Here is a 20,493-nt window from a genome sequence, read left to right on the forward strand (position 1 = left end):
CACGCGGGCCGGCCACGCGCTGCCCGGACTGGCCGGGGCAGCACGTGGCGGAAAAGCGTGGGAAGTCAGCCCCGCGCAGGCGGTGCGCGCGCGTCGAAATGCGGCAGCCTGGGGGCGACCCCTGCGCTCGGCACCCAGCGCGGCGGGCTTTGCCGTGCGTCGCAGACGGGTGCTGGCAAGGCGGGCTGCGCCGCGGCTTGATCGCCGTGGCTCGCCTGGTCAAACATCTGGCAGTCGCCGCCGCTGTGGTGGGTGTCAAACAACCCCACCCATGCGCCCGCCCGCGCTGCCCCGTGCACGGCCGGCGCACCCGCAAGGCCCCGCTCGGGCGCGGATGACGCCACGGCCGCCACAGGTGCGCGGGCATGCAGCACCGCGTGCAGCACGCCCAGCCCCTGCGTGCCTAGCAGGGCGATCAGCAGCAGGCCAAACAGCCATCGATGGGGGCGCACGCGCATGGCCGCACTGTAGCGGATGGGGGCCGGCGCGACGCGGCGCGAATGGGCGCCTGAGCGCAACGATCTACCGCACGAGCGCGCCGCCTTGCGCGCCAGTAGCTTCTCTATCTATAGCAATCCACGCGCTTGGATTCAGGGCTGGCGCCCGATCAAGCGCAAAAAAACGTCAGGCCTTGGCCAGGTCGCGAAACGTCTTGCGGAACTTGGCCACCTTGGGCGCCGCCACCGCCATGCAATAGCCCTGGTGCGGGTTCTTCTCGAAGAAGTCCTGATGGTAGTCCTCGGCCGCAAAGTAGTGCTGCAGCGGCAGCACCTCGGTCACGATGGGGGCGCCAAACAACTTGTCCTGGCTCATCTCGCGGATCAGGTCGTCGGCCACCGCCTTCTGTTCGGGCGTGGTGAAGTAGATGCCGCTGCGGTACTGCGTGCCCACGTCGTTGCCCTGGCGGTTGAGCGTGGTGGGGTCGTGTGTGACAAACAGGATTTCGAGCAACTGGCGCGTGCTGACCTGCGCCGGGTCATAGGTCAGCTTGACCACTTCGGCGCAGCCGGTGCGGCCGGTGCAGACCTGCTCGTAGGTGGGCGCGGTTTCCTGGCCGTTGCTGTAGCCGCTTTCCACGTCCAGCACGCCGCGCACTTCCTTGAAGACGCTTTCGGTGCACCAGAAGCAGCCGCCGGCCAGCACGATGGTTTGTGGGTTGCTCATGTTCATGACTCCTTGATCGCCATGCTACCCAGCTTCCGCGACCTGGCGCACCTGGTCCAGAAACAACCCCAACGCCGGCTGGTCGCGCGCGGGGTTCCACAGGCAGCGCGTCTCGTAGCGCGGCAGCGCGCCATGCGGGTCTTGCACCGGCACAAAGGCCGCGCCCGACAGACCCGCCTGTTGCAAGGCCGCGGGCACCAGCGCCACCGCCAGGCCCTGCGCCACCAGCGACACCACGCTCAGCCAGTGCTGCAATTCGTGCAGCGGCTGCGGGTTGAAGCCCGCCGCCTGGCACGCGCCCACGATGCGCGCGTGGTAGTCGGGCGACACGGTGCGCGACACCAGCGCCAGCGGCTCGCCCGCCAGCGCGGCCAGCGGCAAGGCGCGCCGCCGCGCCAGCCGGTGCGACGCCGGCGCGCAGGCGACAAAGGGCTGGCTGGACACCAGCAGCTGCGCCAGCCCGGCCGGCGCGTGCGACACGTGGGCAAAGCCGGCGTCCAGCCGCGCGTGCTGCAACTCAACCACCTGCGCGCTCGAACTCAATTCGCTCAGGCTGAACTGCAGCCGCGGGTATTGCGCCTGAAAGCGCCGCAGCATCTGCGGCAGGCCGCGGTACAGCATGGTGCCGGCAAAGCCGACCGACAGCCGCCCCGCCTGTCCGCTGGCCGCGTCGCGCGCCGCGTGCAGCGCCTGTTCGGCCTGATCGAGCGCGGCCTGCGCCGCCGGCACCAGCGCCTGGCCGGCCGCCGTCAGCTGCACGCCGCGGCTGTTGCGCAGGAACAGCGGCGCGCCCACGTGCGCCTCCAGTTGCTGGATCGCCACCGTCAGCGGCGGCTGGCTGATCGACAGCCGCCGCGCCGCCCGGCCAAAGTGCAATTCAGCCGCCAGGGCCAGGAAGTAGCGCAGGTGTCGCAGCTCCATGTATAGCTATTTCATATCGTCAAATCGTTGATTGATATTAGACAGCGAATCATGGCGGCGGCACAATGGTGCGATTCCCCATTCAACCCTTACGTACACGGAGACACGCACATGGCCACCTCGAAAGCCGGCTTCAACTGGGAAGACCCGTTCCTGCTCAGCCAGCAACTGACCGAAGACGAGCGCCAGGTGCAGGAAGCCGCCCGCGCCTACTGCCAGGAAAAGCTGCTGCCGCGCGTGCAGATGGCCTTCCGCAACGAAACGACCGACGTGTCCATCTTCCGCGAGATGGGCGAACTGGGCCTGCTGGGCCCCACCATCCCCGAGCAGTACGGCGGCGCTGGCCTCAACTACGTCTGCTACGGCCTCGTGGCGCGCGAGGTCGAGCGCGTCGACAGCGGCTACCGCAGCATGATGAGCGTGCAAAGCTCGCTGGTCATGGTGCCCATCAACGAATTCGGCACCGAGGCGCAGAAGCAGAAATACCTGCCCAAGCTGGCCACCGGCGAATGGATCGGCTGCTTTGGCCTGACCGAACCCAACCACGGCAGCGACCCCGGCAGCATGATCACACGCGCCAAAAAGGTCGATGGCGGCTATTCATTGAGCGGCGCCAAGATGTGGATCACCAACAGCCCCATCGCCGACGTGTTCGTGGTGTGGGCCAAAGACGATGGCGGCCAGATCCGCGGCTTCATTCTTGACAAAGGCATGAAGGGCCTGAGCGCCCCCGCCGTGCACGGCAAGGTCGGCCTGCGCGCTTCCATCACGGGCGAGATCGTGATGGACGAAGTGTTCTGCCCCGAAGAAAACGCCTTCCCCGACGTGCGCGGCCTGAAAGGCCCGTTCACCTGCCTGAACAGCGCGCGCTACGGCATCGCCTGGGGCGCGCTGGGCGCGGCCGAAGACTGCTACACCCGCGCGCGCCAGTACACGCTGGACCGCATCCAGTTCGGCCGCCCGCTGGCCGCCAACCAGCTCATCCAGAAAAAGCTGGCCGACATGCTGACCGACATCAGCCTGGGCCTGCAAGGCTGCCTGCGCCTGGGCCGCATGAAGGACGAGGGCATCGCCCCGGTCGAACTGACGTCGATCCTCAAACGCAACAGCTGCGGCAAAGCCCTCGACATCGCCCGCCAGGCACGCGACATGATGGGCGGCAACGGCATCAGCGACGAATTCGGCGTGGCGCGCCACCTGGTCAACCTGGAGGTGGTGAACACCTATGAGGGGACGCATGACGTGCATGCGTTGATTCTGGGCAGGGCGATTACGGGGATTGCGGCGTTTGCGAATTGAGTCGGACAGCTTTCCCTAGGGAAAAGATCTGCGAACGTTTGTTTTATTGATCTGCAGTTAACGTAAGGGTAACCGGCGACTGGCGCCAGGAACTCGCCCGGCGCGCGGACGCCGCACGGCGTCCGTGTTGACCGACCAAGTTAGGATGCTTCACCACTGCGCCTGCGCGATTTGACGATAGTCCCTCAGTGCCATACCGATCAGCCTCTGCGCCTCCTCAGCGCTCTCCGCAATGCTGTTCAAGTCTGCCAAGGTTTCATGATCAAAAGTCGTCGCTACGGCACCCTTCTTGGTCTTGGTCTTCATCCTTGTCATGGTGCCTTCGGGCGCCACGTAACCAGAACCGAGAAACCAGTGGCTATGCACCACTTGGTTCCGCCGCTCCTCGACCTCTCCAGCCATCTTCAGTCCCTTCTCGAGCAAGTCTGCTGTTTCGGCGAATAGCTGGTTAAGACATACTTCAGATTCAGGCTTCACCGGCACGATTTTTTGCAGCGTGAAAACCCCTGGTAGAGCGGCTGCAAGGCGGACTGTCACTCTAAATGGGAGTTCTGCGACCATCGCATACGTGAGCTGCCCTCCCGGCGTTTCCAATTGATTGTTCATCAATAGCGTCAACTCACTTTTCAACGTCGCTTCCAAGCTTTGAAACGCGACAATCATCCTGCCAATTGCCAAGCAATGAGCGTCGTGGGTAGAGCCCATAGGGCGTTTCGTGCGACCTAAATTGGTTTATCTAGCATAAACGCGAGATAACTAGAAGCACTGCACGATCGACAAAAACGACGAATCTCGTTGAGGAAGCTCGCTCAGGAAATTCACGCTGTCTTATCGGATGTCCGCACAGTTTGACGAGCATTCCGTTATGCAGCCGGATAGTCGACAGTACACCTAAAGGGCAACTGCGCTACCGCCCCAGCAAGCCCTTGATCGCCGCCCACTCCTTCTCCGTCACCGGCGTAATCGACAACCTATTTCCCCGCTGCAACACGCGCATCTCGGCCAGTTCCGGCATCTCACGCAGCTCCGCCAACCCCAGCACCCGCGTCTTGCGCAGCGCCTGCACGTCCACCAGCTGCCAGCGCGGTGCCTCGGGCTTTGACTTCGGGTCGTAGTACGGCGAATCGGGATCGAACTGCGTCGGATCGACGCGCGCTGCCGAGGCCACGCGCGCTATCCCCGCAATGCCCGGCTGGGCGCAGCTGGAGTGGTAGAACAACACCCCATCGCCCACGCGCATGTCGTCGCGCATGAAGTTGCGCGCCTGGTAGTTGCGCACGCCGGTCCAGGGCACGGTCTGGTGGGGCGCGGCGAGGGCGTCGTCGATGGAGCACTCGTCGGGCTCGGACTTCATCAGCCAGTATTGCGGGGCGGTCATGCCGAGCATTGTGGCGCGGGCGGCGACAATGCCGCGCATGTCCGCAACGCCACACCCTTTTGACACCCTGACGCCCGACTTCGTGATGGACGCGCTGGCCAGCGTCGACCTGGTGGGCGATGGCCGGCTGATGGCGCTGAATTCGTACGAGAACCGCGTCTACCTCGCGCACCTGGAGCCTGGCACGCCGCTGGCCGACGCGCACGCGGCGGTGGTGCTCAAGTTCTACCGGCCCGGCCGCTGGAGCGCGGCGCAGATCGAGGAAGAACACGCCTTCGCACACGAGCTGATGGCGGCGGAGGTGCCGGTGGTGGGGCCGCTGGTGCTGGACGGGCGCACGCTGCATGCGCACGACGGCGCACTGTTTTCCGTCAGCCCGCGGCGCGGCGGGCGCACGCCCGAGCTGAGCGACGGCGAGACGCTGGAATGGATCGGCCGCTTCATCGCGCGGCTGCACACGGTGGGTGTGCGGCGCGGGTTTGCGCAGCGGCCGGCGGTGGACGTGGCCAGCTACGGCACGGAGCCGCGCGACTGGCTGCTGGCACACGGCGCGCTGCCGCTGGAGGTGGAGCGTGCGTGGGCCGACATCAGCCAGCAAGCTATCGATTGCATAGCTGACTGCGCTGATTGGACAAGCGCTGGAGGCCAAAAACCTTCTGAATCCGGCGCGGTGGCCACGTTGCGCCTGCACGCCGACTGCCACCCCGGCAACATCCTGTGGACGCCGGCCGACCAGCCCGGCGGCGGGCCGCATTTTGTCGACCTGGACGACTGCCGCAGCGGGCCGGCGGTGCAGGATTTGTGGATGCTGCTGCCCGGCGAACGCGCCGAGCGCCAGCGCGCGCTGGTGGCGCTGCTGGACGGCTACGAGCAGATGCGCGAATTCGACCGCCGCGAGCTGGCGCTGATCGAACCGCTGCGCACGCTGCGCCTGATCCACTACAGCGCCTGGGTCGCGCGGCGCTGGGACGACCCGGCGTTTCCGGCGGCGTTTCCGGACTTCGGCACGCCGGACTACTGGCGCGGGCAGATCGACACGCTGGTCGACCAGATCGAAGCCATGCAGGCACCGCCGCTGGTGGCTTGAGCGCCGCGTCGGCCGCGCACCCCGCCGGCCCCGCCCCTTTCAGGGCCACCGACCTTGACGACGCCCACCCGACTGCTTATATTACTAACCAGTCAGTCAGTAATGGATACGATCACGCCCCCGCCCCCCGCCACGCCCGGCAAGCGCGCGCGCCGCAAGGAAGCCCGGCCCGGCGAGCTGCTGGAAGCCGCGCTGGCGCTGTTTGTCGAAAAAGGCTACGCCGCCACGCGGGTGGAGGAAGTCGCCGCGCGCGCGGGGGTTTCCAAGGGCACGCTGTTTCTGTACTTTCCCAGCAAGGAAGCGCTGTTCAAGGCCGTGGTGCATGAAAACGCCAGCCGGCACCTGCAGGACGCCTTCCGCGAAGTGGCCGGCTACACCGGCAGCAGCGCCGAGCTGCTGCGCGAGGTGATCCACCGCTGGTGGAGCCAGTACGGCGGCACGCCCGCCGCCGGCCTGACCAAGCTGCTGATGAGCGAAGCGGCCAACTTTCCCGACCTGGCGCAGTATTACCAGGACGAAGTCGTGCGCCCCAGCCACGAACTGCTGCGCCTGATCGTGCAGCGCGGGGTGGAGCGCGGCGAATGGCGTCCGGTGGACCTGACGCTGGCCGCGCAGCTGATCGTGGCACCGCTGGTGCAGATGGTGACCTGGCGCTTTTCGATGGCGCCGATCTGCCCCGCGGCGCTGATGCCCGAGCCCATGGCCCTGCTGGACATGCACGCCGACATGGTGGTGCGCGGACTGAAGCGATGACGCTGCCGAGCCGCTGTGCGCCGTGCGGCGCGGCCCGCCGATGTCTGCAAGCCTGCGGCGCCAGCGGCGGGTGGGCGGGCAGCGCTTTCCGATACGCTCCGTTCTTTGCGTCGGCGGCAGCGCTCTGCCAGAATTGATTCCTATCCATGAGTTCCACCACCCGCCGCACGCTGACCGTCGTCCTGGTGCTGCTGGCGCTGGCTGCCGCCGTTGCGCTGGGCTGGCGCGGCTACAGCGCTCGCCAGGCCGCCAAGCAGGCGCAGATTGCACCCACCAAAGACCCCGTCATTGAGCTGGGCGCCATCGACCTGGCCACCGCGCAGGTGCGCGAGCTGACCAGCGGGCTGCCCATTACCGGCTCGTTGAAGGCGGTGAACACCGCCGTCGTCAAGGCGCGCGTGCCGGGTGAACTGCAAGGCCTGACGGTGCGCGAAGGCGACACCGTGCAGGCCGGCCAGGTGATCGCCCGCGTCGAAGCCACCGAATACGCCGAACGCCTGCGCCAGGCCCAGCAGCAGGCCGACGCCGCGCGCGCGCAGGTCGACATCGCCCAGCGCCAATACGACAACAACGCCGCGCTGGTCAACCAGGGCTTCATCTCCAGGACGGCGCTCGACAACTCGCTGGCCAGCCTGAACACCGCCCGCGCCAACCTGCGCGCGGCCCAGCACGGCGCCGAAGTCGTGCGCAAGTCGCTGTCCGACACGGTGCTGCGCGCGCCGATTGCAGGGCAGATCTCGCAGCGCCTGGCCCAGCCCGGCGAACGCGTGGCGCCCGAGGCGCGCATCGTCGAAATCGTCGACCTGAGTCGGCTGGAGTTGGAAGTCGCCCTGAGCCCCGCCGACGCCGGCGCAGTGCGCGTCGGCCAGCCCGCGTCGCTCACCATCGAAGGCGTACCGCAGCCCGTGAACGCCAGCGTGGCGCGCATCAACCCCAGCGCCCAGGCCGGCAGCCGCAGCGTGCTGGTCTACCTGAGCGTGGCTACCCAGCCCGGCCTGCGCCAGGGCCTGTTCGCACAAGGCCAGCTGGCCACCGAAACCCAGCGCGCCCTGGCCGTGCCGCTGAACGCCGTGCGCACCGACAAGCCACTGCCCTACATCCAGGTGGTCGACAACGGCCGCATCGCGCACCGCACCGTGCAGATGGGCGCGCGCGGCGAAGTCGACGGCGAAACCTGGGTGGCCGTGCAAGGCGTGACCGACGGCGCGCGCGTGCTGCGCGGTGCCGCCGGCGTGCTGCGCGAAGGCACCCAAGTCAAGCTGGCCAGCCCCGCCGCGCCCGCCAGTGCGGCGCAGAACGGCGCGCGGCCATGAACCTGCCGGTGATGGCATTGGGCGGTGGGTGGGCGTCGGCCGTAGGGCGGGCACTGGTGCCCGCGTGGACGTCCAAGGCGGGCACCAGTGCCCGCCCCGCGGCTTGGTCATCAAAGCGCAGGCAGCGATGCTTTTTGAATTGGGCCGCCCTCACCCCTGCCCTCTCCCAGAGGGAGAGAGAGCAAAGACCACCGCGCGAAGCAGCGGCGCCGATCCATTCAGGGCCGAGCGCAGCGATGGCCCGAGCGGATTTCAACTCCCCTCTGGCCGTGCCGAGAAGCGCAGGGCGTGGGGCGGGCGCGCAGCGAAGCATGCGCGCTTCGTGCTCTGACTCGCTGCGGCTGTCTGAGCGCAGCGCGAAGCGCGAAGCGAGTTCCGCAGCGCCGCCCCGCGACCGAGCATCGCAGGTTGCCCCGCAGGGGACACGGCCAGTGGGGCCGCCTTTTCTTTGGTTACTTTCTTTTGGCGGAGCAAAAGAAAGTGACTGCGCCGCCGGGCGCACATCCCGGCCGACAGCGCCGCCAACGCCCACACACGCTACCACTTTAATAGCTATCAGCGCTCACCCATCAAGCGCTAGCACCCGAATTAGCTTGAAGCTCCAAGCCGCCTGACCCTACCATGTGGTTCACCAAAGTCAGCCTGCACAACCCGGTGTTCGCCACCATGGTGATGCTCGCCTTCGTGGTGCTCGGCCTGTTCTCGCTGCAGCGCCTGCAGGTCGACCAGTTCCCCAACATCGACTTCCCCGTCGTCGTCGTCACCACCGACTACCCCGGCGCCTCGCCCGCCATCGTCGAAAGCGAAGTCACCAAGAAGATCGAGGAAGCCGTCAACTCCATTGCCGGCATCAACGCCCTCACCTCGCGCAGCTACGAGGGCATGTCCCTCGTCATCATCGAATTTCAGCTGCACATCAACGGCCGCAAGGCCGCCGACGACGTGCGCGAAAAAATCGGCCAGGTGCGCCCGCTGCTGCGCGACGAAGTCAAGGAGCCGCGCGTGCTGCGCTTTGACCCGTCCAGCCGCGCCATCTGGTCGCTGGCGGTGCTGCCCGACGAGCGGCCGGGGCAAAAGCCGCTGTCCGCCACCGAACTCACCAACTGGACCGACCAGGTGCTGAAAAAGCGCCTGGAAAACGTGCGCGGCGTCGGCGCCGTCAACCTGGTGGGCGGGTCCAAGCGCGAGATTCACCTCTACCTGCAGCCGCAGGCGCTCGAAGCGCTGGGCGTGACGCCCGACCAGGTCATGCAGGCCGTGCGCGGCGAAAACCAGGACCAGCCGCTCGGCCCCGTGCGCACCCGCGCGCAGGAACTGACGGTGCAGCTCGAAGGCCGCGTGGAGCGGCCCGAGGACTTTGGCCGCATCATCGTTGCCCGCCGCGGAGGCTCGCCCATCTACCTGAACCAGGTCGCCACCGTGCAGGACGGCGCGCAGGAGCAGGAATCGCTGGCGCTGTACAACGGCCAGCGCACGCTGCTGGTCAGCGTGCAGAAGGCGCAGGACGAAAACACCATCCAGGTCGTCGACGGGCTGAACCAGGCCATCACCGCGCTGCGGGCCGAGTTGCCGCCCGGCGTCCGGCTGGAGCCTGTGACCGATCTGTCGCGCCCGATCCGCGTGGCGGTCACCAACGTGCGGCAGACGCTGTTCGAAGGCGCCATCCTCACGGTGCTGATCGTGTTCCTGTTCCTCAATTCGTGGCGCAGCACGGTCATCACGGGGCTGACGCTGCCGATCTCGATCATCGGCACCTTCTTCTTCATGCAGCTGTTCGGCTTCACGGTGAACATGATCACGCTGATGGCGCTCAGCCTCTGCGTGGGGCTGCTGATCGACGATGCCATCGTGGTGCGCGAGAACATCGTGCGGCACGCGCAGATGGGCAAGAGCAGCTTCGCCGCCGCCATGGAAGGCACGCAGGAAATCGGCCTGGCGGTGCTGGCCACCACGCTGTCGATCGTGGCGGTGTTCCTGCCCATCGGCTTCATGGAAGGCATCATCGGCAAGTTCTTCCACGAATTCGGCCTGACCATCGTGGCGGCGGTGCTGATCTCGATGTTTGTCAGCTTCACGCTCGACCCGATGCTGTCGTCGGTGTGGCACGACCCGAGCGTGCACGCCCACGGCCGGCCCGCCGGCCCGCCCGTCACCCTGTACGACAAGACCATCGGCCGCGTCACCGACTGGTTTGACCGCGCGACCGACCGCATGGCCGAAGGCTACCAGCGCATCCTGCGCTGGGCGCTGGCGCACAAGCTGCTGACGCTGCTGATCGCGGGCGCGATCTTCGCGCTGAGCGTGGCGATGGTGCGGCTGCTGGGCACCGAATTTGTGCCGCAGGCCGATTTCTCGGAGACCAACGTCGCCTTCTACACGCCGCAGGGCTCGTCGCTGCAAGCCACCGAAGCCAAGGCGCGGCAGGTCGACGCCGTGATCCGCAGCTTCCCCGAAGTGCGCTACACGGTGACCACCATCAACAGCGGCAACGCCACCGGCAAGACCAACGCCAGCCTGTACATCCGCCTGGTTGACCGGCACGCCCGCACGCGCGATGCGCAGCAACTGGCGTCCGCCATGCGCGAGCGGCTGCGCGCGGTGCCGGGCATCACCGTCACGCAGGCCGGGCTGCTGGAGCCGGTGGGCGGCCAGAAGCAGATCGAGTTTTCGCTGCAGGGGCCGGACCAGACCGAGCTGGAGCGGCTGGCCCGCCCGCTGATGGCGGACCTGCGCGCCATCCCCGGCCTGGTCGACCTGGATTCGAGCAGCAAGCCCGACAAGCCGACGCTGGAAGTGCACGTGCGGCGCGAGGCGGCCTCTGAACTGGGCCTGTCGACCGCGCAGATCGCCGCACCGCTGCGCACGCTGGTGGCCGGCACCACGGTGGGCAACTGGCGCGCGCCGGACGACCAGACCTACGACGTCATCGTGCGGCTGGCGCCCGAATCGCGCACCACGCTGGCCGACCTGGAAAGACTGCCGCTGACCGCCGGCGCCAACGCCGACGGCACGCCGCGCATCGTGCGGCTGAACCAGGTGGCCACGCTGACCGAGGCCACCGGCACCAACCAGATCAACCGCCGCGCCATGCTGCGCGAGATCCAGATCACCGCCAACGTGCAGGGCCGCACCTCGGGCGAGGTATCCGGCGACATCCGCACGCTGCTCGACAAGGTGACCTTTCCGCCCGGCTACGGCTTCACCTTCGGCGGCGCCACCAAGAACATGCAGGAGTCGTTCACCTACGCGCTGCAGGCGCTGGCCATGGCGATCATCTTCATCTACATGATCCTGGCCAGCCAGTTCAAGAGCTTTTTGCAGCCCATGGCGCTGATGACCTCGTTGCCGCTCACGCTGATCGGCGTGGTGCTGGCGCTGCTGATGTTCGGCAGCAGCATGTCGATGTTCTCGATCATCGGCATCGTCATGCTGATGGGCCTGGTGACCAAGAACGCCATCCTGCTGGTCGACTTTGCCATCCGCGCGCGCGAAGGCCGCGCCGGCGAAACCGGCCACAGCGAGCCGCTGGCGCGCGAACCGGCCCTGCTGGCCGCCGCGCGCGTGCGGCTGCGGCCGATTTTGATGACCACGCTGGCCATGGTGTTCGGCATGGTGCCGCTGGCGTTTGCCGTCAGCGAAGGCTCGGAGCAGCGCGCACCCATGGGGCAGGCGGTGATCGGCGGCGTCATTACATCGTCGCTGCTGACGCTGGTGGTGGTGCCCGTGGTGTACTGCTACCTGGACGACCTGGGGCAATGGCTGAAGCGCCGTTTCGGCGTCGCACCTGCGGCGTCAGGGTCGGCCGATAAAATGAAAGGTTGACTGGTGAAGAACCGCCTGGAGAGTCGAGAATGAACGTCGAACAAGCCCGCTTCAACATGATCGAGCAGCAGATCCGCCCCTGGGACGTGCTCGACGCCCACGTGCTGGACCTGCTGGCCGTGGTGCGGCGCGAGGATTTCGTGCCCGCCGCGCACCGCGCCCTGGCCTTTGCCGACCTGGAAATCCCGCTGAAGGCCGGCGATGGCGCGGTGGCCGCCGAGCAAGTCATGCTGGCGCCGCGCGTCGAGGCCCGCATGCTGCAGGACCTGCAGGTCGCCAAGCACGAAAAGGTGCTGGAGATCGGCACCGGCAGCGGCTTCATGGCCGCGCTGCTGGGCCACCGCGCGCAGCGCGTGCTGACGCTGGAGATCGACAACGAACTGGCCCGCACCGCCCACGCCAACCTGCAGCGCGCCGGCGTGCTGAACGTGGAAGTGCGCGCGGCCGACGGCGCCAGCGCCGACCTGTCGGCCGACGGCCCGTTCGACGCCATCGTGCTGTCGGGCTCGGTCGCGCACGTGCCCGAACGCCTGCTGGACCTGCTCAAACCGGGCGGCCGCCTGATGGCCGTGGTGGGCGAAGACCCCGTCATGCGCGCCACCCTGGTGCGCCGCGCCGAGTCGGGTCTGGTGTCGACCCAGGCCTGGGACACCGTCGCCCCGCGCCTGCTGGGTTTTCCTGAGCCGTCCCGCTTCCATTTTTGAAGCACCCTATGGCCGCCACGTCTCGCCGGCGCCCGCAGCGCTTGATCACGGGTGTGGCGCCCCTGGCGATGCTGGCGCGCGACCACGCTGCGTGGTCGTCGATCTGCGGCCAAACGACCGAACGGTCTTGTCCCGTGCCCGCAGCGCAACGCGCCACAGGGAAGCCCACGCATGATTGACCAAGTGTCACCGCGCGACCTGCCCCGCTGGCTGCAGGCCGCCGCCGACGTGGGCACGCCCCTGCTGCTCGACGTGCGCGAGCCCGCCGAGTGGGCGGCCGCCAGCGTGCGCCCGGACGGCACCGAACTGCTGCAATTGCCCATGCACCTTGTCCCGGCGCGGCTGCATGAGCTGGACCCGGACCGTCCCGTCGCCGTGCTGTGCCACCACGGCGGGCGCAGCATGCAGGTCGCCATGTTCCTGGCCCAGCACGGCTTCGACCGCCTGGCCAATGTGGCAGGCGGCATCGACGCCTGGTCGCTGCAGGTCGATCCGACCGTGCCCCGCTACTGACCGATTTTTCCAAAAAGGCTATCCATGTCCCTGCCCGCGCTCCGCCCCCTGGCCTCCCTGGTCGCGGCCCTGGTCCTGACGGCTGCCGCGCCCGTGCGCGCTCAGTCGCTGTTGCAGCTGTACGACGCCGCGCAGGGTTACGACGCGCCCTTTCAGTCGGCGCGCGCCAACGCGCTGGCGGCGCAGGCGCGCGCAGACCAGGCACGCGCTGGCCTGCTGCCGCAGGTGGGCCTGCAGGCCGGGGCGCAGCACAACTGGCTGAACAACAACCTGGCCGGCAACACTTCGAGCAAGTCGTACAACGTGTTGAACGCGTCGGTGGTGGGCTCGCAGCCGCTGTTCCGCCCGGCCAACCGCATCACCTGGGACCAGGGAAAGCGTGCGGCCGAAGCCGCGATGGTCCAGCTGTCGGGCACCGGGCAGGATCTGGTGGTGCGGCTGTCGCAGGCGTATTTCGACGTGCTGGCGGCCCAGGATTCGCTCAGCGTGGTGCGTGCGCTCAAGGCCGCGGTGGCCGAGCAGCTGGAAGCCGCCAAGCGCAATTTCGAAGTGGGCAACGCCACCGTCACCGACAGCCGCGAGGCGCAGGCGCGCTTTGACCTGGCCACGGCGCAGGAGATCGCGGCCGAGAACGACCTGCGCGTCAAGCGGCTGGCGCTGGACCAGCTGGTGGGGCTGGTCGGCACGCGGCCTCAGCCGTTGGCGCAGCCCATCGTGCTGCCCAAGCCCAGCCCGGACGACGTGAATACCTGGGTCAGCTGGGCCATGGACCAGCACCCGGCCGTCCAGCAGGCGCGCATGGCGCTCGACATTGCCCGCATGGAAACCGCCAAGGCCAAGACGGGCCACCTGCCCACGGTCGACCTGCAGGTGAGCGCCGGCCAGAACCGCTACCCCGACGGCAACCCGACCGTCTCCGCGGCGCCCACCACCAGCTTTCGCAGCAACGTCGCTTCGGTGGGCGTGGCGCTCAACTGGCCGCTGTTTGCCGGCTTCGCGGTGCAGAACCGGGTGCGCGAAACCCTGTCGCTGGAGGACAAGGCCACCGCCGATCTGGACAACGCGCAGCGCACCGTGGCGCAGGCCACGCGCGCCGCCTTCTTTGGCGTGCAGTCCGGCCTGGGCCAGGTCGCGGCGCTGGAAGCGGCCGAGCGCTCGAGCCTGACGGCACTGGAAGCCAACCAACTGGGTTATCAGGTCGGTGTGCGCATCAACATCGACGTGCTGAACGCCCAGAGCCAGCTCTATCAGACCCGGCGCGACCTGGCGCGTGCGCGCTACGACGTGCTGGTCGGCCTGCTGCGCCTGAAGCAGGCCGCCGGCATGCTGGTGCCTGCCGACCTGCTGCCCATCAACCAGATGCTGATTGCGGAAAACGCTGTAGTGCCTGCCACGGCCACGACAGTGCCGGCGCCCGCTCCTGCGGCCAGCGCACCGGCAGCTGCCAAGAGCCGCCCGAGCCGCGCCAGCCGCGCCGACCGCCGGTGAAGTGACTCGCGGGCGCGCCGCGCCCGCGCATCGGCAACGCCCAACCTGCGATGAAAGTCCGCTCTTGCCCTTGCCAGAAAAGGGGGCAGACGCTATTGAAAGAGGAGCTTCAGCGCTCCACCGTCGGCGCGTGGGCGCGCTGCTCGGGTGATTCGGCCAGCGCGGCTTCGAGCCACAGCGCGGCCACGAAGCGCTTGTTGAACAGCAGCCACAGCATGATCGGCGCCACCGGTGTCAGCATGAGAAAGCCAAACTGGTAGCCGTACGCGATCAAGTTCTTGGCCCACATGGAATACTGAAGATATGCGGCTCCTGATTGGCCCGACAGCAGCACCACGTCACGCAGCCACTGAAAGCAGATGCCCCAGGCCTGCGCCGGAATCAGCAGCACGCTGCCGATCAGGCCCTTGAGCCACCAGCGTTCGGTGCGCGATGCCAGCAGCATGGCCCACAGCAGCACCAGCCCGTAGCCGTAAGTGGGGTAGCTCACCTCCGGCGCCAGTTCACCAAAAACATCGCCCCGCGGCCCCTGCATGCGCACCTGCACCAGCGTATGCAGCACGCCCTGGACGCCGACCTGTTCGAAGCTTTCAACCCACGGGAAGAACGCCTTCATCAGCGTGCCCGCCAGCCAGATGGGCGGCGTGGCCAGCCAGCGGGCGGCCCAGTACCACAGCGGCAACAGCGCCGCCAGCCAGACAATGGCCAGCAGCAGGAAGCGTCCGATCAGTGTCGCGCGCATGGGTCAGCCACCTTATGAGGCGGGGGCGGCCTGCACCGCCGGCTTGGGATCGTGGCGCGCCACGAAGCGCATCCAGAGCAGCCAGACCACCAGCACGTCCAGCATGATGAGCGCCTGCCACATGTAGAGGTGGGCAAACTCGAACACCTTGAAATTCCACTGGCCCAGGAAGAACAGACTGACCACCCGCAGCAGGTTGACGAACTGCACCGCCAGAAAGCCCAGGCCGATGCCCCACAGCTTCATCTTCCAGCTGGAAGGAAACGCCAGCATCGCCGCCACCAGCACGATCGTGGCTTCGACGCCGTTGCAGCCGGGCTCGATCGAGACGCCGAAGCCGGTCTTGGCGCTTTGCAGCACACGGCCGTACGAAATGACCGAGGGGTCGAAGAAGTGCACCACGCCCGCACTCATCTTGGCCACCAGACCAGTCCACGGATCGACCACGGCCTGTTGCACGGGGTTGAGCATCTCCACCCCGAACAGCACGGCCTGGATGACGAGAAATATGGCAAAGAAGCGGAACATGGGTCGATTCGTGTCAAAGGGCGCGACGGCCTCAAGGCGCCACTCTATCAGGCTCACGCCCGCAATTGGGCTTTCAGTCTACTGATGGCGGCGCGCCGCCTGCCCGCAGCAGCGCTGCCAGCGCATCGGCTGTGCGCCGGGCCGCGCCACGGTGTTCGGCCGCAAACGCCAGCCCGGCGCGCCGCATGGCATCGCGGCGCGGCGCATCGGCCAGCAGCTGGCGCGCAAGCATCAAGCCTTCGGCCAGATGAGCCACCCGGTGCGCGGCGCCCGCCGCCTCGGCCCATTCCGCCGCCTGCGCAAAGTTGAACGTGTGCGGCCCCATCACCACGGGGCAGCCGCAAGCCGCCGCTTCAATCAGGTTCTGGCCGCCGAGTGGCGCAAAGCTGCCGCCCAGCAGGGCCACGTCGGCCAACCCGTAATACAGCGCCATCTCGCCCAGCGAATCGCCAATCCACACGTCGGCCGACAGAGCCTCGTCCGGCGGCACGCCCTGCCAGGCGCTGCGGCGCCCCACTCGCCACCCGCGGTCGGCGGCCAAGCGCGCAACTTCGTCGAAGCGCTGCGGATGGCGCGGCACGATGAGCCACAGCGGCGCCGTGAAAGCTATGGATTGTGTAGCGCCCTGCGCTTTGCTGGCAAGCGGTGGCGTGCCCGTCAGCCCCAAAAACTCTGCCTCTTCGCCCTCGCGCGAACTGGCCAGCATGACGACCGGGCGCGCGCCCAGCGCGGCACGCCAACCGCTGGCCTGCGCCCGTTGGGCCGCGTCGGGTTGCGCGTCGAACTTCAGGTTGCCCTGCACGGCGACATGCTTGACGCCGATGGCGCGAAGCCGCGCCGCGTCGGCCTCGGTCTGCGCGTACGCAGCCGACAGCGCCCCATAAGCCGGCCGCAGCAGCCAGCCGGCCCGCTCGGCACCGCGCAGCGACCGGGCCGACAGGCGCGCGTTGACCAGCGCCAGCGGCACATTGCGCGCCCGGCAGGCCGCGATCAGGTTCGGCCAGATCTCGGTTTCCATCAGCACGCCAAGGTCGGGGCGGAAATAATCGACAAAGCGTTGCGTGGCGCCGCGCGAATCCCAGGGCTGCCAGACCTGCACGTCGCCGGGCTGCAGCAGCTTTTGCCCTTCGGCGCGCCCGGTCGCGGTGCCGTGTGTGAGCAGCAGGCGCATGCCGGGCAGGCGCTCGCGCAGCGCGGTCAGCAGGATGGCGGCCGCGCGGGTTTCGCCCAGCGACACGGCGTGAATCCAGATCAGCGGACCAGCGCCCTCAGGCCGCGGCGTGGCGTAGTGGCCAAAGCGCTCGTCCACCGCATGCAGGTAACCCGGCTCTGCCACGCCGCGCCGCGCCAGCTTGCGCCGCAGCAGGGGTTGGGCGGCCCAGGCGGCCAGGCTGTAGAGCGTGCGCACTGCGTTCGATAAAGAGCTTATGACCGGACCGTCATTCCCGCGCAGGCGGGAATCCAGAGGCGCTTGCTACGGTGGCTGCATGGATTCCCGCCTGCGCGGGAATGACGATGGAGCGGCACAGCTTCAAGCGGATGTCTTTCGGACCAATATACAAAAATGATAGCTGCTGGCGCTTGATGCATCAGCGCTGGCACCTGTTTTTATGCTCAATGCGCCGAAGCGCCCAGTTGCGCATCGGGCTTCACGCGCCGCAGCAGCGCCAGCATGTCGGCCTCGATGCGCTTCAAGGCCGCATCGTCCTGCCCCTCGAAGCGCAGCACCAGCACGGGCGTGGTGTTGCTGGCGCGGATCAGGCCAAAGCCGTCGGGCCAGTCGACGCGCAGGCCGTCGATGGTGCTCACCTGCGCCGGCGCTTTGAAAGCCTCGGCCGCCAGGCCTTGCAACTCAGCCGCCAGCCGGTGCGGCTCGCCCTCGGCGCAGGCCACGTTCAACTCGGGCGTGCTGTGGCTGGTGGGCAGCGCGTTCAGCACGGCGCTGGGGTCGGCGTGGCGGCTCAGGATTTCGAGCAGACGGCAGCCGGCGTAGGTGCCGTCGTCAAAGCCGTACCAGCGCTCCTTGAAGAAGATGTGGCCGCTCATCTCGCCGCCCAAGGGCGAATCGACCTCTTTCATGCGCGCCTTGACCAGCGAGTGGCCAGTCTTGAACATCAGCGGCACGCCGCCCGCGGCTTCAATGGCCGGCGCCAGGCGCTGCGAGCATTTCACGTCGTAGACGATGGTGCCGCCGGGTACGCGGCTTAGCACGTCCTGCGCGAACATCATCATCTGGCGATCAGGGAAGATGTTCTGCCCGTCCTTGGTGACGATGCCCAGCCGGTCGCCATCGCCGTCAAAGGCCAGGCCCAATTCAGCGTCCGTTTCTTGCAGCGCGCGGATCACGTCGCGCAGGTTGTCGGGTTTGCTGGGGTCGGGGTGGTGGTTGGGGAAGTGGCCGTCGACCTCGCTGAACAGCTCGATGACTTCGCAGCCGATGGCACGAAAGATCGATGGCGCGCTGGCTCCGGCCACGCCGTTGCCGCAGTCGACGACGACTTTCATCGGCCGCGCCAGCTTGATATCGCCCACGATACGCTCCCGGTACGCCGGCAGCACGTCGTGCGTGCGTGCGCTGCCGCCCGCGCGGCGCTGCCACGATTCGCCTTCGATGGTGCGGCGCAGCGCCTGAATGTCGTCGCCGTAGATCGCGCGGCCGGCCAGCACCATCTTGAAGCCGTTGTCGTCGCGCGGGTTGTGGCTGCCCGTCACCTGGATGCCGCTGCTGCACAGCGTGTGCGCGGCAAAGTACAGCATCGGCGTGGTGGCCAGGCCGATGTCCATCACCTCAACGCCCGCGGCGACCAGCCCGCGGATCAACGCTGACGAGAGTGACGGGCCGGACAGGCGGCCGTCGCGGCCCACGGCCACCGTCTTTTCGCCCAGCGCCATCGCCTGCGTGCCGAAGGCCAGCCCCACGGCCTCGGCCACCGGCTCGTTCAGCGTGGTCGGCGTGGTGCCGCGGATGTCGTAGGCCTTGAAGATGCTGGGGGTGACTTGCATGGGCAGAGATTGTAGGGATCGCTCTGGATGGCAACGGCCGACGAACAGCCGTACGCGAAGGACGCAAAGGATTCGCGAAGAACGCGAAAGAAAACCTTTTTTTTAGATTTGTCTTTTTCGCGTCCTTCGCGTGATCTTCGCGTCCTTCGCGTCCTTCGCGTCCGGCTGTTGATTCAAGCGCCTCCCGATCACCATGTCCGAAAACGGCGAGTCAACGCACGCCCGAAACCTATCATGGCGCCATGCCCTCGCCCACCGCGCCCCTCGACGCCGACGCCTGCTACCGCGCCGTGGCGGCGCACGACGCGCGCTTTGACGGCGCGTTCTTCATCGGCGTGACCTCCACCGGCATCTACTGCCGCCCGGTGTGCCGCGTGAAGACGCCCCGGCGCGAGAACTGCCGCTTTTTCACCCACGCCTCGCAGGCTGAAGGCGCCGGCTTTCGCCCCTGCCTGCGCTGCCGGCCCGAGTTCGCGCCGCAGACGCTGGCCTGGTCGGCGCAGGACGCGTCCGCCCTGCTCGCCCAGCACGCCGCGCGCCTGCTTGATTCACCCGACGCCTGGGGAGACGACGTGCCCAGCGTGGCCGGGCTGGCCGCGCGCCTGGGCGTGAGCGACCGCCACCTGCGCCGCGTGTTCGAGGCCGAGCTGGGCGTGTCGCCCATGGACTGGCTGCAAACGCGCCGCCTGCTGGCCGCCAAGCAACTGTTGGCCGACACGCGCCTGCCCATCGCCCAGGTGGCGCTGGCGGCGGGTTTTGCCAGCCTGCGCCGCTTCAACGCCGCGTTTGCCGCGCAGTACCGCATGAGCCCGACGGCGTTGCGCCGCGATGGCAGCGCACCGGCGCCGGGCGACGGCATTGTGGTTACTTTGGGCTACCGGCCCCCGTACGATGTGCGCGAGATGCTTCAATTTTTGCAGCAACGCGGCATCGCAGGCGTGGAGCAGATCGATGTCGCAGCCCACACGGTGGCGCGCACGCTGCGCCTCGATGACAACACCTGCGGCTGGGTCGCCTGCCGCTTCGAACCCGATCAGCACCGCGTGCAGGTGCGCGTGGCCGAGGCGCTGGCGCCGCAGCTGCCGCGCGTGCTCGCCCGCGTGCGCGCCTGGCTCGATCTGGACGCCGACCCGGCGGCCATCCACGCCGTGCTGGGCGCGGACTTTCCCACGCTGGCGGGCCTGCGCGTGCCGGGCACGCTGGACGGCTTTGAGCTGGCGGTGCGCGCCGTCATCGGGCAGCAGGTCACGGTGGCGGCGGCGCGCACGCTGACGAGGCGGCTGGTCGAGCGCTTTGGCGCCGCGTTGGCAACGCCCATCGACGGACTCGCGCGGCTGTTCCCCACGCCCGCCGCGCTGGCCGCCGCCAGCGGCGACGAACTGGGCCAACTCGGCCTGGTGCGCCAACGGCAGGCGGCCATCCAGGCGCTGGCGTCGGCGGTGAGCAGCGGCCAATTGAACCTGCACGCGGGCGTCGATGTGGCCGCGACCATGGACGCGCTGAAGACCCTGCCCGGCATCGGCGACTGGACGGCCGACTACATCGCCCTGCGCGCGCTGCGCTGGCCGGATGCCTTTCCGGCCGGTGACGTGGCGCTGCAAAAAGCGCTGTCACCCGATGGCCAGCGCCTGAGCGCCCGCGCCGCCCAGTCGCGCGCCGAACGCTGGCGGCCCTGGCGCGCCTACGCGGTGGTGCGCGCATGGCAATCACCACCCACATCACTATCAACTTCATAGCTGCTCGCGCAATCCAGACAAGCGCTACAGGGGTTTTTCCAT

At 68.0% G+C, this 20,493-nt stretch carries 18 protein-coding genes; 9 read left to right on the top strand and 9 right to left on the bottom strand.

The annotated features are described in order from the left end of the window. Positions 1-65: 65 nt before the first annotated feature. The 3 genes from R0D99_RS12325 to R0D99_RS12335 all read right to left on the bottom strand — a co-directional run bounded on the left by R0D99_RS12325 (position 66) and on the right by R0D99_RS12335 (position 2,085). Positions 66-458: a DUF2607 family protein gene (locus R0D99_RS12325; RefSeq protein ID WP_317748478.1), complete on the bottom strand. Its 393-nt coding sequence runs from the start codon at positions 456-458 to the stop codon at positions 66-68. Between the two features lie 166 nt (positions 459-624). Then, positions 625-1,164, bottom strand: coding sequence for a peptide-methionine (S)-S-oxide reductase MsrA (msrA, locus tag R0D99_RS12330; protein ID WP_317748479.1), 540 nt, complete (start codon positions 1,162-1,164; stop codon positions 625-627). 24 nt (positions 1,165-1,188) lie between these two features. Beyond that, positions 1,189-2,085, bottom strand: coding sequence for a LysR family transcriptional regulator (locus R0D99_RS12335; protein WP_317748480.1), 897 nt, complete (start codon positions 2,083-2,085; stop codon positions 1,189-1,191). Between the two features lie 111 nt (positions 2,086-2,196). Here R0D99_RS12335 and R0D99_RS12340 point away from each other — a divergent pair, with 111 nt between their 5' ends. Further along, complete coding sequence (locus R0D99_RS12340; protein WP_317748481.1) at positions 2,197-3,384, top strand: acyl-CoA dehydrogenase; 1,188 nt, start codon at positions 2,197-2,199, stop codon at positions 3,382-3,384. A gap of 150 nt (positions 3,385-3,534) precedes the next feature. On the opposite strand, the gene R0D99_RS12345 is transcribed toward R0D99_RS12340, so the two are convergent. Next, complete coding sequence (locus R0D99_RS12345) at positions 3,535-4,089, bottom strand: hypothetical protein (RefSeq protein ID WP_317748482.1); 555 nt, start codon at positions 4,087-4,089, stop codon at positions 3,535-3,537. A 202-nt stretch (positions 4,090-4,291) separates the two neighbouring features. Further along, positions 4,292-4,762, bottom strand: a complete 471-nt coding sequence (locus R0D99_RS12350; RefSeq protein WP_317748483.1) for an EVE domain-containing protein — start codon at positions 4,760-4,762, stop codon at positions 4,292-4,294. 28 nt (positions 4,763-4,790) lie between these two features. Between R0D99_RS12350 and R0D99_RS12355 the strand changes: the two genes are divergently transcribed. The 7 genes from R0D99_RS12355 (at position 4,791) to R0D99_RS12385 (ending at position 14,442) form a co-directional block, all read left to right on the top strand. After that, on the top strand, positions 4,791-5,849 hold the full coding sequence (locus R0D99_RS12355; RefSeq protein ID WP_416366001.1) for a serine/threonine protein kinase: 1,059 nt from the start codon (positions 4,791-4,793) through the stop codon (positions 5,847-5,849). A 102-nt stretch (positions 5,850-5,951) separates the two neighbouring features. Beyond that, entirely contained in the window at positions 5,952-6,602 is a 651-nt protein-coding gene (locus R0D99_RS12360) for a TetR/AcrR family transcriptional regulator (RefSeq protein WP_317748485.1), read from the top strand. A gap of 146 nt (positions 6,603-6,748) precedes the next feature. Then, on the top strand, positions 6,749-7,915 hold the full coding sequence (locus R0D99_RS12365) for an efflux RND transporter periplasmic adaptor subunit (protein WP_317748486.1): 1,167 nt from the start codon (positions 6,749-6,751) through the stop codon (positions 7,913-7,915). Positions 7,916-8,536: 621 nt separating this feature from the next. After that, positions 8,537-11,737 (top strand): efflux RND transporter permease subunit, encoded by a 3,201-nt coding sequence (locus R0D99_RS12370; RefSeq protein ID WP_317748487.1) that lies wholly within the window; start codon positions 8,537-8,539, stop codon positions 11,735-11,737. Positions 11,738-11,766: 29 nt separating this feature from the next. Next, entirely contained in the window at positions 11,767-12,441 is a 675-nt protein-coding gene (locus R0D99_RS12375) for a protein-L-isoaspartate O-methyltransferase (protein WP_317748488.1), read from the top strand. A 171-nt stretch (positions 12,442-12,612) separates the two neighbouring features. Then, positions 12,613-12,954 (top strand): rhodanese-like domain-containing protein, encoded by a 342-nt coding sequence (locus tag R0D99_RS12380; RefSeq protein WP_317748489.1) that lies wholly within the window; start codon positions 12,613-12,615, stop codon positions 12,952-12,954. 24 nt (positions 12,955-12,978) lie between these two features. Then, entirely contained in the window at positions 12,979-14,442 is a 1,464-nt protein-coding gene (locus R0D99_RS12385; RefSeq protein ID WP_317748490.1) for a TolC family outer membrane protein, read from the top strand. Between the two features lie 109 nt (positions 14,443-14,551). On the opposite strand, the gene R0D99_RS12390 is transcribed toward R0D99_RS12385, so the two are convergent. From R0D99_RS12390 to R0D99_RS12405, 4 genes are all read right to left on the bottom strand, one after another. Beyond that, positions 14,552-15,184: an exosortase H-associated membrane protein gene (locus R0D99_RS12390; RefSeq protein WP_317748491.1), complete on the bottom strand. Its 633-nt coding sequence runs from the start codon at positions 15,182-15,184 to the stop codon at positions 14,552-14,554. A gap of 12 nt (positions 15,185-15,196) precedes the next feature. Then, positions 15,197-15,712: an exosortase H gene (gene xrtH / locus R0D99_RS12395; RefSeq protein ID WP_317748492.1), complete on the bottom strand. Its 516-nt coding sequence runs from the start codon at positions 15,710-15,712 to the stop codon at positions 15,197-15,199. Between the two features lie 73 nt (positions 15,713-15,785). Further along, positions 15,786-17,120, bottom strand: coding sequence for a 3-deoxy-D-manno-octulosonic acid transferase (locus tag R0D99_RS12400; RefSeq protein WP_317748493.1), 1,335 nt, complete (start codon positions 17,118-17,120; stop codon positions 15,786-15,788). A 206-nt stretch (positions 17,121-17,326) separates the two neighbouring features. Next, a complete protein-coding gene (locus tag R0D99_RS12405; protein WP_317748494.1) occupies positions 17,327-18,715 on the bottom strand; it encodes a phosphomannomutase/phosphoglucomutase in 1,389 nt (462 codons plus the stop codon). A gap of 242 nt (positions 18,716-18,957) precedes the next feature. On the opposite strand from R0D99_RS12405, the gene R0D99_RS12410 reads away from it, so the two are divergent. Further along, positions 18,958-20,451, top strand: a complete 1,494-nt coding sequence (locus R0D99_RS12410) for an AlkA N-terminal domain-containing protein (RefSeq protein ID WP_317748495.1) — start codon at positions 18,958-18,960, stop codon at positions 20,449-20,451. The last annotated feature ends 42 nt before the right edge of the window (positions 20,452-20,493 follow it).

It is taken from the genome of Ottowia sp. SB7-C50 (assembly GCF_033110285.1).
Taxonomy (GTDB): domain Bacteria; phylum Pseudomonadota; class Gammaproteobacteria; order Burkholderiales; family Burkholderiaceae_C; genus Ottowia.